We start from the raw sequence: 12,896 nt of genomic DNA, 5'->3' as shown, positions 1-12,896 counted from the left end.
AATTGAACTGTTCAGGAATGGATGATTATGAGCAACGACGGCGATAAGAAACAATTGCTTCATCTGGTTTTCGGCGGTGAGCTGAAAAATCTCAATTCGATGGAGTTCCGCAATCTGGATGAGATTGACATGGTCGGTATTTATCCGAACTATGAAACCGCTTTGCACGCATGGCGCTCAAAGGCACAGCAGACCGTTGATAATGCACATATGCGTTATTTCATAGTACATATGCACCGCTTGCTTGATCCGGCCACTGCTGCAGCTTCGATCAGCTCGCAGAGCTAATTATTTTAAAAATTATCAGCGCAAGCTGGTCTGCTAAATCCCAACAGACCCCACCTTGCGCTGATACTGTTTGTAAGACCAGCTAAGAGTAAGCAATTCGTGAATAATCAAGACGCAGATCACGCTGAAACGCCCGAGACATCCGGTGATGAAACATCGGATAGTAAACGCTCCGGTTTTTTGAAGCGTTTTTGGCGCAAAATTCGTGGGCCCCTGGCGCGCTCTGCACTTGTCAAATCATTGCTGGTGAGGCTGATTACCAATTATCTGCGACTGGTTAATCTTACCAATCCGATGCCGAAAGAGGCAAAGGAAACCATCAAAAAAGCGGGCGAAATTGCACCCTTTATTGTCACATTCTGGCATGGCCAACATTTGATGGGGCCATTTGTGCGTCCAAAATCTGCTCCAACAGTTGCGATGTTTTCACGCTCCAACGATGCGGAACTGAATGCCAAAGTAGTTGAGCGATTAGGTTTGGAAATTGTTCGCGGTTCCGGCGGAAGGGCAGAAACCACCCGTGTGGAAAAAGGCGGTGCACGCGCATTGCTGACTTTAAAAAATGCATTGAAAAATGGCAAATCCGCAGCCATGATTGCAGATATTGCACATGGAACTGCGCGTGAGGCGGGAGAGGGAATTATTTTGCTCGCAAAATTATCCGGACGCCCCATAATTGCGACAGCTTATGCCTCGACACGTAAAATTGTTCTTGAAAAATCTTGGGACAAGACCACTATTCCATTACCTTTCGGACGCGCCATGGTGGTTGCAGCTGAACCGGTCTGGGTACCAGCGGATGCAGATGCGGACGCTTTGGAAGCCAAGCGACAGGAACTGACTAATAAACTAAACGAGGCTACAGCTCAGGCTGCCGCCGCATTGGAGAAAGCATCATGAGCGAACGCTGGGCGCGCAATGTGCTGACCGCTTATCGGGTCATTGGAACTTGTCTCTACCCGTTTGTTGGTACCTATGTGCGCTATCGTACGCTCAAAGGCAAAGAAGACCGCCAGCGCCGCAATGAGCGCTATGGCAAAACCAATATTGCACGTCCTGACGGGCCGCTGATCTGGGTGCACGCAGCAAGTGTCGGTGAAACCACGGCGATTATGCCACTGGTTGAGCGTTTGGCCTGCCGTGATATTACAGTTTTGCTCACCACCGGCACCATGACATCGGCAAAGCTTGTTGCTGATCATATGGGTAGCCATATTATTCATCAGTTTGTGCCATTGGACTTAAAACCTGCTGTCGAGCGGTTTTTAAATCATTGGAAGCCTGATCTGGCGGTAACTTGCGAATCTGAAATCTGGCCGACCACTATTCAGATGCTGGGCGCACGTCAAATTCCGCAAGTGCTGGTCAATGGCCGCCTGTCTGACCGCTCTTTTGCTGCATGGAAAAAACGCTCTGCCATTGCTGAAGCTTTGTTTTCTAATTTTTCGCATGTGGTGGCGCAGTCGGAGCTTGATGCCGAGCGGTTTCGTGCCCTTGGGGCGCGTCCGGTTACTGTTTCCGGTAACTTGAAAGTCGACAGCGCGCCGCCGCCGATCGACAAACAGGAACTGGCACGTATTCTGAATGAAATCGGCCCCCGTAAGCGTTGGGCTGCGGTTTCCACCCATGAAGGCGAAGAAGAAATCTGTGCGCAGGTGCATAAGATGCTGACCGTGCGCCATCCGGATTTGCTGACCATCGTTGTGCCTCGCCATCCGGTGCGTGGCGATGAGCTGGAAACCATGTTTATGACCCATGGTTTAAAAGTAGCCCGTCAAAGCCGTGGCGATATTATTGAACCTGATACGGCAATTTTCATGGGCGATACAATCGGCGATATGGGGCTTTATCTGCGCCTGACCGATATTGCTTTTGTGGGTAAATCGCTGGTGGGTGAGGGCGGACATAATCCGCTGGAGCCTGCAATGCTTAATACGGCAGTATTGTCCGGCAGCAATGTTCAAAGCTTCCGTGATTCTTATCAGCGTCTGATTAAAAATGGTGGCGCGCGTCTGGTTAAAGACCGTGAAATGCTCGCCGGTGCGGTCAATTTCCTCTTCAATAATCCGAAACATCTTAAAGTTATGATCGCCGCAGGCTTGCGCACCGTGCTTGATATGCGCGGCTCGCTGGAGCGTACTGTCCTGTCACTGGAGCCTTTTATCCAGCCATTGCTGGTGCAAGCGCAGCTGACAAGTGCAGCCCATGATGAAACAAAAAATCCAAAGCGTTTGAGACGAGGCGATTAATGGCGGGGCAGGCACCTGACTTTTGGTGGCAGGCTCCAAGCTGGCGTTCCGGCTTGCTGTCCCCATTGGCCTGTATTTATGGCATGGTTGCCGCTCGTAATCTGACAAAGCGCACGGGCGCACGCATTGATGTGCCGGTTTTGTGCATTGGCAATTACACTGTGGGCGGCGCCGGTAAAACGCCAACCGCTATTTATTTTGCCGAACTTGCCCGTGATGAAGGTTTTATTCCCGGTATTGTCTCCCGCGGCTTTGGCGGTAATTATAATGGCGTGCATCTGGTTGATCCGGAAACCGATAGCGCCAAGCTTGTTGGCGACGAACCGTTATTACTGGCACGTCATGCCAGTGTGGCTGTTTGTTCTGACCGCTCCCATGCTGCGGAGTTTTTAAAAATACGCGGCTGCGATTTCATTATTATGGATGATGGCTTTCAAAGCGCACGGCTTTATGCCGATTATGCACTCTTGGTGGTGGATGCCTCACGCGGTATTGGCAATGGCAAGATTATTCCGGCAGGGCCATTACGCGCGCCACTTGATGTGCAGATGGCAAAAACTGATGGCATTTTGCGCATTGGCACTCAAAGTGCTGCGGATGATTTGGTTGCCCAGGCACAAGCGGCCGGAAAGCCGACCTTTGATGCTGTTTTACAAGCTTCCTCCAAAAGCGATTTAGCTGAAGGTCAGTGGCTTGCATTTGCCGGTATCGGCAATCCGGAGAAGTTCTTCTTCAGTTTACGGACAAGTGGCGCGTCGATTGGCGTAACACGCGAATTTGCCGATCATCATCCGTTTACCGCGCAAGATATTGCGCAATTACGGGATGAAGCTGCGCTTAAAAAACTGCGTCTGATTACAACGGCAAAAGACTATGTCAGGCTAGCCTCGCAACCGGAGATGGATCGTAGCTTTATTGAAAGCCTGTCTGTATTGGATGTGGAATTGAGCTTTACAGACAAAAACGCTGCAAAAACCATTTTTGAGACAGTTTTGCAGCGCTTTGAAGCCCGACAATAATTTAAAATTATTTATCGCGTTTGCGTAATTCCGGGTGCATGTCCAATTCGCGCTGGAAAGAAATCTCACCGGTCGCATAGGCTTCCTGACGCTCAACGCTCCAATATTTCAGCTCGTCCAGCGGAATTTTAATGCCGCTGACCGCGCAAAGTACATATTCGCCCATGGTCACAATATCAAAATCACCATCAAGATAGCGGATACGGGCTTCGGTATTATAGGAGCCGCCAAAATTGTTCATTTTCTTATCCAATTCATGCTTGTTTAGAGCGTGTCGCACTTTTTTGTATCTATTAGGATCGCTCTAACATTTTAGTTTACGCATGTCTTTATTCCAAAATCGCTCGTCACTTTTGGCAGGCATGCTCTTGTTTAACGACGGCCGAACAAGCGTTCGATGTCGCTGAGTTTCAGTTCAATATAGGTTGGCCGGCCATGATTGCAGGTGCCGGAGCCAGGAGTTGCTTCCATCTGGCGCAACAAAGCATCCATTTCCTGTTGTTTCAAGCGGCGGCCGGAGCGCACAGAACCATGACAGGCCATAGTTGCGGCCACATGATCAAGCATTTCCTGCAAGCCGTTGGCGGTATCGTGCTCGGCAATTTCATCGGAGAGATCACGAATAAGCTGCGGAACATTCATTTCCCCCAGCATTGCAGGGGTTTCACGCACGGCCACGGCACCAGGGCCAAAGGACTCAACACCTAAACCAAAGCGCGCCAATGTTTCACTATGGGCGGTTAAACGGTCGGCATCTTCTTCCGGCAGATCAACAATTTCCGGAATAAGCAGCATTTGTGCAGCCATTGGCTTGGAGTGAAGGGCTGTTTTCAAGGCCTCATAAACAAGGCGCTCATGGGCTGCGTGCTGATCGACAATCACCAGACTGTCTTCCGTCTGGGCGACAATATAATTGGCATGCACCTGCGCACGGGCAGCACCCAGCGGCATGGCCATAATTTCTGTTTCAGGCTCAGTCATTCCGGCGCGTGCATCGGCGGTCGGGATGCTTATATCAGCAAAAACCGATTGTCCTGCCTCATTCATGCCGGTTGGCATCGAGCCAAAAGCGGATTGGCTCTCATCAAGATTAAGCGGGCGGTGTGACGGATGCGCTGTTGCCGGCGACCACTCCTGACGCGGTTGATGCGCTTGCCAGTCACGAGTTGCAAATTGCGGGCGATAGGCTGAAGCTTGCTGTGGCGGCATGTGAGAAGAAGGCTGCAAGCCTTGCGCTCTGAAGGCTTCCATCATGCTTGTGGCTGCATTGGTGGAGGCGCGGATACCAGATTCGGCCAGTACTTGCTTGATGGAGCCGACAATAAGCCCGCGCACGAGACCCGGATCACGAAAGCGCACATCGGCTTTGGCCGGATGCACGTTGACATCCACCAATGCCGGATCAAGATTTAAAAACAGCACGGCAACCGGATGGCGGTCACGGGCAATCACATCCATAAAGGCACCACGCAGCGCCCCAAAAATTTGCTTGTCGCGCACAGGGCGGCCATTCACATAGGCAAATTGGTGCTGGGCATTGCCGCGGTTGAATGATGGAATGCCGATAAAGCCGGAAAGGCGCACACCATCACGTTCAGCATCAATAGCCAGAGCATTTTCGGCAAATTCCTTGCCTAAGATTTGCGAGATGCGCTCCAGCATAGCTTGGCTGCCAGTGCCGGTGGCTGGCAGTTCCAGGCTCGTGCGATCTGTTCCGGCCAGAGAAAAGCGAATATGCGGAAAGGCAATAGCAATGCGCTTGATAACTTCCGTAATAGCGGTTGCCTCGGCGCGATCCGTTTTCATGAATTTCAATCGCGCGGGCGTTGCAAAGAAAAGATCACGCACTTCGGCAATGGTGCCGATATTTAAAGCCGCAGGGCGGGTAGGGCTAAGATTGCCACCTTCAACACTCACTTCAAAGCCGCTATCGGCGGTTTTGACGCGTGATTTCAAACTCAGCCGCGCCACCGAGCCGATGGAAGGCAAAGCCTCACCACGAAAGCCCAGTGCGCGGATGTCATGCACATCATCCTGCAATTTTGATGTGCAGTGACGCGAAATCGCCAGACTCAACTCATCTTGCGGAATGCCGGAACCGTTGTCAGTGACGCGCAACAGCGTTTTGCCGCCACCTGCGGTGACAACTTCAATCCGGTCAGCGCCCGCATCAATCGCATTTTCCACCAGCTCTTTAATAACGCTGGCCGGACGCTCGATCACTTCACCTGCAGCGATCTGATTGATGATGGTTTCGTTGAGATGTTTGATAGACATTCTTAAACTTAATGATTCTTCTTAATTGTTCTGCAAGCCGCGGGTGATGCTGTAAATCTGGGCGGAACGGGCACCGGAGCGGCAAAAACCAAGCACAGGCCCTTCGGCTTTGGCAAGTGCCTCTGCCATAGCGTCAACATCTTCCTGAGTCAGCATACCGCCGGAAAAAGGCACATGCACAGCTGCGATGCCGACTTTTTCAGCTACTTTGGCAATTTCCGCGAAATTTGGCTGATCTGCGCCACCTTCACCATCAGGGCGATGGCAGATCACCATCTGAAAGCCCTGAGCGGCAAGATCACGTATATCATCAGGTGAAATCTGGCCGGTGACTGAATAAATTTCGTCGATTTGGCGAATGTCCATTGTGCTACCCTGCGGTTATTGATCATTGTCCGGTGGGACATAAAAACTGGTGGCTTCAGAATCCTGAAGTAAACCATATAGGTCTAATATGGGATAAAATAATGGGAGAAGCCATGACTAATCAAAAATCTTCACGGCTTGTTCAGCAGCAAATTTATCGTAATGGCATTTTTTTAAGTTCGGACCGTCTGGTGCCGGAAGAAGTGGCGATCGCGGTAAGCTTTGGTGGTACAACCCATGCAGTTATGATGGCAACGCCTGATGATTTGGAAGATTTTGCCATTGGCTTTGCATTGACCGAAGGTATCATTCAAACGATCAGCGATATTGAAACGATCAATATTGTGGCGGTTGATGGTGGTTTTGATGCGCAGGTGACATTGAAAGAACAGTCAAGGGCGCAGTTTCATGCGCGCCGCCGCCATATGATGGGGCCGGTTGGCTGCGGTTTGTGCGGGATTGAATCAATCGAACAGGCGTTGCGTCCGGTGCCGCAGCTGCAAGATGCTAATGCGCAGTTTATGCCTAAAGACATTATCGACGCGATGGCTTTATTAGCACGTCAGCAAAAGTTGAATGACGCTACGCGCGCGGTGCATGGTGCGGGATTTTATTTGCCCGAACAGGGTGTTGTCTGCGTGCGCGAGGATGTCGGGCGTCACAATGCTTTGGACAAACTGGCTGGCGCTTTATTGCGCTGCTCCTATGGCGCAGGCCAAGGCATAGTGGCGGTGACCAGCCGGCTATCGGTGGAGATGGTGCAAAAGGCGGCTATCATCGGTGTGCCTTTACTGGCCGCAATTTCTGCACCCACACAGCTGGCCATCGAAACAGCGGATAAAGCAGGGCTTACTTTGGTAGCTTTGGTGCGGGGGCAGGAGTTTGATATTTACACCCATGCGGAGCGCGTGCTGCACCTATAATAATGGCGGAGCATCAATACCCCGCCATTTTTTATTGCTCAGAAACGTGATTATGCAGTCAGTGCTTTGATGCGTTCACGCTCGGTTACAATCTGCATGGCAGCATGGGCTGCTTCTACGCCTTTTATTTTGAAATGAGCGTGGAAGAACTGGTGGTGCTCTTCGCTGTTGTGATAATGATGCGGGGTGAGCGAAACGCTCAATACCGGCACATTGGTTTCCAACTGCACCTGCATCATGCCGTTGATCACAGCGGTCGCAACAAAATCATGGCGGTAAATACCGCCGTCGATCACGAAAGCGCAACCGGCAATTACTGCATAGCGTCCGGTTTCAGCCAGTGTTTTGGCCATCAGCGGAATTTCATAAGCGCCCGGTACATCGAAAATTTCGACATCAACTTTATTGCCGGAAAGCTTGGCAATTTCTTCGATAAAGCTTTTACGTGCTTCATCGACAATATCGGCATGCCAGCGTGCCTGAATGAATGCAACTTTGAAAGCTTTTGTGTTCGGATAGCTCTGTGTCATAGGTTCCTCACGAAACTAGAAACAGGGCGTACAAAAAAATACTTAATAACCCGCGCGTCACCCGTCGGGACGTTCAGATTCCAAGTCTTCTTTCGCTCTCTTCCATCCGGACTATACCGTCGGCTCCGGCATCGCACCGGATCTGCTGACCTTAAACCTGAATTGCAGATTTAAGCGCTCGCGGGCTCAAAGTTTGAACTATCAAACTTCATACCGCCGGTGGGGAATTTCACCCCGCCCCGAGAACATGACCACACGGGATTGTGTGACCGCAATAAATGTAGGTTTTGAAAATCCGTTTGTCCAGAGCTGACTGCAATCAGCAAAGGGCAGGCTAAGGCGCTGCAAACAAAGCCTATAGCGTGAAACCGGTTGTAGCAGGCTGAGAAACAAGAAAGAGCGCTTCACTATTGCCAATGAAGCGCTCTTTCTCAAATGTGCCTGGAGGGCAAGAAAACTGTTCAGCCTTAGTTTCAAGACTAAGGTGCGGACCAAAACTATCAGCCGATTCTTAAAGGAAGCTTATCTCGTTGAAACTTGCCACCTTTGTTTCAGTTTCGGGTGCAGGAGATTAAAATCTTCTTAACGCAAACCAATTTACCAGATGTTTCGAATGACTGTGGCTCCGGTGCATCAGCTAAGGCGCTCATCATCAGTTAATTGCAAAACGTCAATTAAATTTTGTGCCGCATCTATTGTTAGTTCAGGAGATCAAAACCCATGACTGCAATAGCCAATGCAGTATTCAGGCTGATAATCATCATAGAATAGAGAACTGCGGTTCTTGTGAGATCGCTCATGCTATATTCCTTTCTCTCGCCCTGAAAATATCCCCGGTTTTATTCAGGAAAGTCATAAAAATATTGTCTTCACATAATGTAACAGCGTGTAACTTGTGGCGCAACCCTTGAAATGACATTTGTGAATGACTGTAACACTTGGTGAGTTTTGTGGCGTCGGAAAGTGCAATGTTTTCAAACGTGGGAGCGCTTTTTTGTCACCAATTTTTTATCAACTTTAAGCTGTCATTTGGTGTTTTCTTGATTAAACTAAGCCAAGCCATCAAGACAGAGAGCCGTAAATACGGAAATTTCCTGTAACTGATAATTAAATTTGAATGCCTCAAACTTTGAGGAAACATGGATTTATTGCCGTGAACCGGTCAGTGCCTCTTGTTCTTGCTGTTGCTCTTTTCATGGAGAATATGGATTCGAATGTAATCTCCACCTCGCTGCCAGCAATTGCAGACGATCTTGGAACCAGCCCGATTGCACTGAAACTGGCACTCACCGGTTATCTGGTGTCATTGGCTGTTTTCATTCCGGTGAGCGGGTGGATGGCGGACCGCTTTGGCGCAAAGCGTGTGTTCCGTGCTGCTATTGCAGTTTTTGTGGTCGGCTCATTAGCTTGCGCCATATCCAACTCGCTGACAACCTTTGTATTGGCGCGCTCGTTGCAAGGCATGGGCGGCGCGATGATGACACCTGTCGGGCGTTTATTGATTATTCGTTTGACCCCGCGCAATGAGCTTGTGTCTGCGATGGCGTGGCTTTCAATCCCTGCTATGATCGGGCCGCTGGCAGGTCCGCCTATTGGTGGTTTTATTACCACCTATTTTACCTGGCATTGGATTTTCATCATTAATGTGCCAATTGGTATTCTGGGGATCTGGTTTGCAGGAAAATACTTGCCGGATACGGATGATCTGATCAATCGTAAACTGGATTGGACAGGCTTCGCGCTATCAGGACTTGGTATGGCAGGGGTGGTGTTCGGATTGTCGGTAGTTAGTCTTCCGGCTTTGCCGCCCTTTGTGGGGCTTGGAACATTGTTTCTCGGTATCGTATCGAGTGTTCTTTATATAAGACATGCCAGACACAGGCTAAATCCTTTGCTGGATCTCTCCTTGTTTAATAATAAAGTTTTCAGAACCTCTGTTGTGGGCGGCAGCATATTCCGCCTTGGCGTTGGTGCTGTACCGTTTTTATTGCCACTGATGTTTCAGGTCGGATTTGGGCTTACACCATTTCAGTCAGGGATGCTGACTTTCACCTCAGCTATCGGCGCAGTGACGATGAAGTTTGGTGCGCGTTCGATGTTCGCGCGCTTTGGTTTCCGCAATTCACTGGCGTTTTGTGCATTGATTTCTGCCGGATCAATTGCACTTAATGGTTTTTTCACGCCTGAAACACCTTACTGGATTATTTTCATGGCACTGCTGATTGGCGGTGTTGGTCGCTCATTGTTATTTACAGGTGTCAATACGCTGGGTTATGCGGAAATTCCCAATGACAAAACCAGTCAGGCGACACCAATTACCGCAGTGGCGCAACAGGTGTCATTGGCGATTGGTGTAGCAATTGCAGGTGCGATCTTGGAAGTGAGTACGCTGCTCCAAGGGCATGAATTGCAGTTAAGCGATTTCCATATCGGCTTCTTTATTATCGCAATCATTTCAGGATTGGCATTTTTCAGCTTCATCAGGCTTGATCCTGATGCGGGACATCAGCTTTCGGGCAGAAAGCCCCGTCAAAAATGATGATGCAAAAAAGCCTGACTGAATGGTTACAGTCAGGCTTTTTTAAAGGTCGTTTGATTTTGAATTAGCCTTTAAAATCACGCGCGAGCAGATAAAGCTCGACAGATTCAGCACGCGATGCCGGTGGCTTGACGTGATGAACAGAGCGGAATTTCTGCTTCAGCAAGGCCAGCAATTCGTTTTCGGTACCGCCCTGGAATGTCTTGGTCAGGAAGTGCCCGCCCGGTTTCAAGACAGAAATCGCAAAATCTGCCGCCACTTCACACAGATGCGCGGTGCGCAAATGGTCGGTGCGGCGGTGGCCTGTGGTTGGTGCTGCCATGTCAGAAATGACCAGATCAGGCTTATCGCCCAATGCTTCCATCAGTTTTGCAGGCGCTTCATCTTCCAGAAAATCCATCTGCAACAAAATTACACCTGAAAGCGGATCAACTTCCAAAAAGTCGATGCCGACCACTTGCGGATTTTCGTCTGTGGAGCCAACAATTTTGGCCGCGATTTGTGACCAGCCGCCGGGTGCCGCGCCCAGATCGATGATCTTCTGGCCTTTTTTCAAAATGTTGTAACGCTCATCAATCTCAATCAGCTTATAGGCCGCGCGTGAGCGATAGCCGTCAGCTTTGGATTTATGCACGTAAGGATCGTTGAGGTGACGCTCAAGCCAGCGGCGTGACGATTCTTTAATCGTGCCGGCTTTTTTCTTGACGCGTGTATGCATGACGCGTGTGCCTGCACCGCCGCGCCCTCCGGTATTCGCACCCCCTGGTTTACCGCTTCCTTTAGTACTCATGAATATTGCCTGTTCTTATGCCCGTTAGGCTTAAAGTGACGCCAGGCTCCATCGCGTGACATCAGTTCCGTCAAAATACCTTCGCGCAATCCGCGATCCGCGACCAGCAGTTTTTCGCTTGGCCATACATTGCGTATCGCATCCAAAATTGCGCATCCTGCCAATACCAGATCGGCGCGATCAGCGCCAATGCAAGGATTAGCAACCCGTTTGTCAAAGCCCCATGATAGAAGAGTGTCTGTCATGTGGGTTACTTCGTCTGCACCCATCCACATACCATCAACGCGGCGCCGATCATAGCGCTCAAGGCCCAAATGAATGCCTGCAAGCGTGGTCACCGTGCCGGACGTGCCAAGCAGGTGAAAACGTGTGCTTTGCGCCAGCCGCCCCAATTGGTGACGTTCCTGAAAATTGCTTAGCAATTCGCTGACATGTCCGACCATAGCCGAAAAACTTTCCGGTGTCACATCACGGCCACCAAAGCGTTCTGCCAGAGTAACAACCCCCACCGGCAGGGACGTCCAAGCAATAATATGCTCTGCCAAACGCGGGGAACGGCGCTTAGAGACATCAATCAGTGCGATCTCGGAAGAGCCGCCACCAATGTCAAACAGCACAATCGCATCGGTTTCGCGCGCCACCAAGGTGCCGCAACCCGAAACTGCGAGGCGGGCTTCGGTCTGGCGATCAACGATCTCCAGTTCAAGCCCCACTTCAGTACGTACACGTTCCAAGAACAGTTCGCCATTCTCAGCCGAGCGGCAGGCTTCCGTCGCAATGAGGCGAGAGCGTTTCACATTGCGAGCGATCAGCTTATCGCTACATACCTTTAACGCTTCTACTGCGCGATCCATTGCCTGTTCATTCAAGCGGCCGGTTGTGCTCAAGCCTTCGCCTAAGCGCACAATGCGCGAGAATGCGTCGACCACCCGAAACTGTCCGGGGCGGGTTGGCGAGGCAACCAGCAAGCGGCAGTTATTTGTGCCAAGATCAAGCGCTGCATAAAGCGGTGTTTCATGGCTATGCGCCCGATATGCCGGATTGCGCAGTGCTTGTTGTGCCAATGACATTTTATCATTGGCAAGCTTTGCGTTATTTGCTTTTGCGTTTGATGCAGCCGCTTGCGCGCGCGTTAAACTGCGATAGCCGTTTGAACCTTGCCCTGTGCTCGGCCTGCTAGCAGCATTGCGTTGCTCAGCGGCAGCACTATTGTTTGGCTGCTGATTGCTGCTTGTTGCTGGCGCTGCTTGCAGAGTTGCGCTTGGTGCTGTTGTTTTTTTGCGCCGTGAACGTCTTTTGCGCTTGGATAATTTGGCTTTGTTGGCATCCGCCGCTTTTTGCTCGGCAAGCGAAGGCTGATTGGTCAGGTTTTCAGAAAACGTATTATTTTTCTGAGTGGCGCTTTTGCCGCGTTTACGACGGCGCGCACGTTTTCTCTGCTCTGCCATTGCAGGCTGATCAGCATTTGTCCGCAGCGGTAAGGGAGTATTCTTCTCCCTTTCGGAGCGCCCCGAATCGTTTTTCTCCTGCGGCGGAGTTGATCCGGTTGAGGCTGCGCGGTTCTCAGACCGTTTGCCGTTTGTAGCGACAATACGAGTGTAGTTTTCACTCATATTATTGCCTGACGCCCCACTCTTTGCCGGTTTTACACCGTGCTGGCTGGGCTTTTTCAAGGTCTTAGTCCTTTTGGCGCCGCGCGAACCGGTGAAGGACGCAAGCAGGGCGCTTTCTATACATGTGTTGCCCTTAATGTAGCAGTGCTTTGCTCAATTACCAAGGGTATGATTTTTGTTTTCTTTGATATTAAGCGTTGAGGCCTGTGCAAACAGCTTGAAACGCCGGAAGTAAAGGCTTGGCAAATTCATTTGGCTTCATGCTGAACTGTGTATAAAATCATGTTTGAAAGCTAAGCTGG

12 protein-coding genes and 1 riboswitch are annotated in these 12,896 nt (G+C 50.4%); of the genes, 6 read left to right on the top strand and 6 right to left on the bottom strand.

Going from position 1 to position 12,896, the window contains the following annotated elements:
- Positions 1–27 precede the first annotated feature (27 nt).
- From FHS77_RS04590 to lpxK, 4 genes are all read left to right on the top strand, one after another.
- Positions 28–288 carry a DUF4170 domain-containing protein gene (locus FHS77_RS04590; RefSeq protein ID WP_184220736.1) on the top strand — a complete coding sequence of 87 codons (261 nt, stop codon included), beginning with the start codon at positions 28–30 and terminating at the stop codon, positions 286–288.
- Positions 289–468: 180 nt separating this feature from the next.
- On the top strand, positions 469–1,188 hold the full coding sequence (locus FHS77_RS04585; RefSeq protein ID WP_246431240.1) for a lysophospholipid acyltransferase family protein: 720 nt from the start codon (positions 469–471) through the stop codon (positions 1,186–1,188).
- Positions 1,185–2,537: a lipid IV(A) 3-deoxy-D-manno-octulosonic acid transferase gene (gene waaA, locus FHS77_RS04580; protein ID WP_184220730.1), complete on the top strand. Its 1,353-nt coding sequence runs from the start codon at positions 1,185–1,187 to the stop codon at positions 2,535–2,537. The genes FHS77_RS04585 and waaA overlap by 4 nt, the downstream gene beginning before the upstream one ends.
- Positions 2,537–3,556 (top strand): tetraacyldisaccharide 4'-kinase, encoded by a 1,020-nt coding sequence (lpxK, locus tag FHS77_RS04575; protein WP_184220727.1) that lies wholly within the window; start codon positions 2,537–2,539, stop codon positions 3,554–3,556. Before waaA ends, lpxK begins: the two co-directional genes overlap by 1 nt.
- Before the next feature lie 7 nt (positions 3,557–3,563).
- Here the strand turns inward: lpxK and FHS77_RS04570 are convergent, their stop codons facing one another.
- The 3 genes from FHS77_RS04570 to FHS77_RS04560 all read right to left on the bottom strand — a co-directional run bounded on the left by FHS77_RS04570 (position 3,564) and on the right by FHS77_RS04560 (position 6,199).
- A complete protein-coding gene (locus FHS77_RS04570) occupies positions 3,564–3,797 on the bottom strand; it encodes a DUF2093 domain-containing protein (RefSeq protein ID WP_184220722.1) in 234 nt (77 codons plus the stop codon).
- A gap of 131 nt (positions 3,798–3,928) precedes the next feature.
- The gene (gene mutL / locus FHS77_RS04565) at positions 3,929–5,833 is read right to left on the bottom strand and encodes a DNA mismatch repair endonuclease MutL (RefSeq protein WP_184220719.1); all 1,905 of its coding nucleotides are present in this window, start codon (positions 5,831–5,833) and stop codon (positions 3,929–3,931) included.
- Between the two features lie 21 nt (positions 5,834–5,854).
- Positions 5,855–6,199 carry a protein tyrosine phosphatase family protein gene (locus FHS77_RS04560; protein WP_184220716.1) on the bottom strand — a complete coding sequence of 115 codons (345 nt, stop codon included), beginning with the start codon at positions 6,197–6,199 and terminating at the stop codon, positions 5,855–5,857.
- A gap of 113 nt (positions 6,200–6,312) precedes the next feature.
- Here FHS77_RS04560 and fdhD point away from each other — a divergent pair, with 113 nt between their 5' ends.
- Complete coding sequence (gene fdhD, locus FHS77_RS04555; RefSeq protein ID WP_184220713.1) at positions 6,313–7,122, top strand: formate dehydrogenase accessory sulfurtransferase FdhD; 810 nt, start codon at positions 6,313–6,315, stop codon at positions 7,120–7,122.
- A gap of 50 nt (positions 7,123–7,172) precedes the next feature.
- On the opposite strand, the gene FHS77_RS04550 is transcribed toward fdhD, so the two are convergent.
- On the bottom strand, positions 7,173–7,652 hold the full coding sequence (locus tag FHS77_RS04550; RefSeq protein WP_184220710.1) for a 6,7-dimethyl-8-ribityllumazine synthase: 480 nt from the start codon (positions 7,650–7,652) through the stop codon (positions 7,173–7,175).
- 90 nt (positions 7,653–7,742) lie between these two features.
- Positions 7,743–7,903, bottom strand: a riboswitch (FMN riboswitch).
- A gap of 902 nt (positions 7,904–8,805) precedes the next feature.
- On the opposite strand from FHS77_RS04550, the gene FHS77_RS04545 reads away from it, so the two are divergent.
- On the top strand, positions 8,806–10,191 hold the full coding sequence (locus FHS77_RS04545) for a DHA2 family efflux MFS transporter permease subunit (RefSeq protein WP_184220707.1): 1,386 nt from the start codon (positions 8,806–8,808) through the stop codon (positions 10,189–10,191).
- A gap of 64 nt (positions 10,192–10,255) precedes the next feature.
- Here FHS77_RS04545 and FHS77_RS04540 read toward each other — a convergent pair whose 3' ends face one another.
- Both FHS77_RS04540 and FHS77_RS04535 read right to left on the bottom strand, forming a co-directional pair.
- On the bottom strand, positions 10,256–10,981 hold the full coding sequence (locus FHS77_RS04540; protein ID WP_184220704.1) for an RlmE family RNA methyltransferase: 726 nt from the start codon (positions 10,979–10,981) through the stop codon (positions 10,256–10,258).
- The gene (locus FHS77_RS04535) at positions 10,978–12,594 is read right to left on the bottom strand and encodes a Ppx/GppA phosphatase family protein (protein ID WP_184220701.1); all 1,617 of its coding nucleotides are present in this window, start codon (positions 12,592–12,594) and stop codon (positions 10,978–10,980) included. The genes FHS77_RS04540 and FHS77_RS04535 overlap by 4 nt, the downstream gene beginning before the upstream one ends.
- Positions 12,595–12,896 lie beyond the last annotated feature (302 nt).

The organism is Paenochrobactrum gallinarii (genome assembly GCF_014205685.1).
Taxonomy (GTDB): Bacteria; Pseudomonadota; Alphaproteobacteria; order Rhizobiales; family Rhizobiaceae; genus Paenochrobactrum; species Paenochrobactrum gallinarii.
Note: the sequence above shows the minus strand (reverse complement) of the source record. Positions and strands in the feature narration are given on the sequence as shown.

Excerpts from the sequence above, each read along its gene's own strand:
- FHS77_RS04590 (WP_184220736.1), top strand. The coding sequence starts at position 28 with ATGAGCAACGACGGCGATAAGAAACAATTGCTTCATCTGGTTTTCGGC.
- waaA (WP_184220730.1), top strand. The coding sequence starts at position 1,185 with ATGAGCGAACGCTGGGCGCGCAATGTGCTGACCGCTTATCGGGTCATT.
- lpxK (WP_184220727.1), top strand. The coding sequence starts at position 2,537 with ATGGCGGGGCAGGCACCTGACTTTTGGTGGCAGGCTCCAAGCTGGCGT.
- FHS77_RS04570 (WP_184220722.1), bottom strand. The coding sequence starts at position 3,797 with ATGAACAATTTTGGCGGCTCCTATAATACCGAAGCCCGTATCCGCTAT.
- mutL (WP_184220719.1), bottom strand. The coding sequence starts at position 5,833 with ATGTCTATCAAACATCTCAACGAAACCATCATCAATCAGATCGCTGCA.
- FHS77_RS04560 (WP_184220716.1), bottom strand. The coding sequence starts at position 6,199 with ATGGACATTCGCCAAATCGACGAAATTTATTCAGTCACCGGCCAGATT.
- fdhD (WP_184220713.1), top strand. The coding sequence starts at position 6,313 with ATGACTAATCAAAAATCTTCACGGCTTGTTCAGCAGCAAATTTATCGT.
- FHS77_RS04550 (WP_184220710.1), bottom strand. The coding sequence starts at position 7,652 with ATGACACAGAGCTATCCGAACACAAAAGCTTTCAAAGTTGCATTCATT.
- FHS77_RS04540 (WP_184220704.1), bottom strand. The coding sequence starts at position 10,981 with ATGAGTACTAAAGGAAGCGGTAAACCAGGGGGTGCGAATACCGGAGGG.
- FHS77_RS04535 (WP_184220701.1), bottom strand. The coding sequence starts at position 12,594 with ATGAGTGAAAACTACACTCGTATTGTCGCTACAAACGGCAAACGGTCT.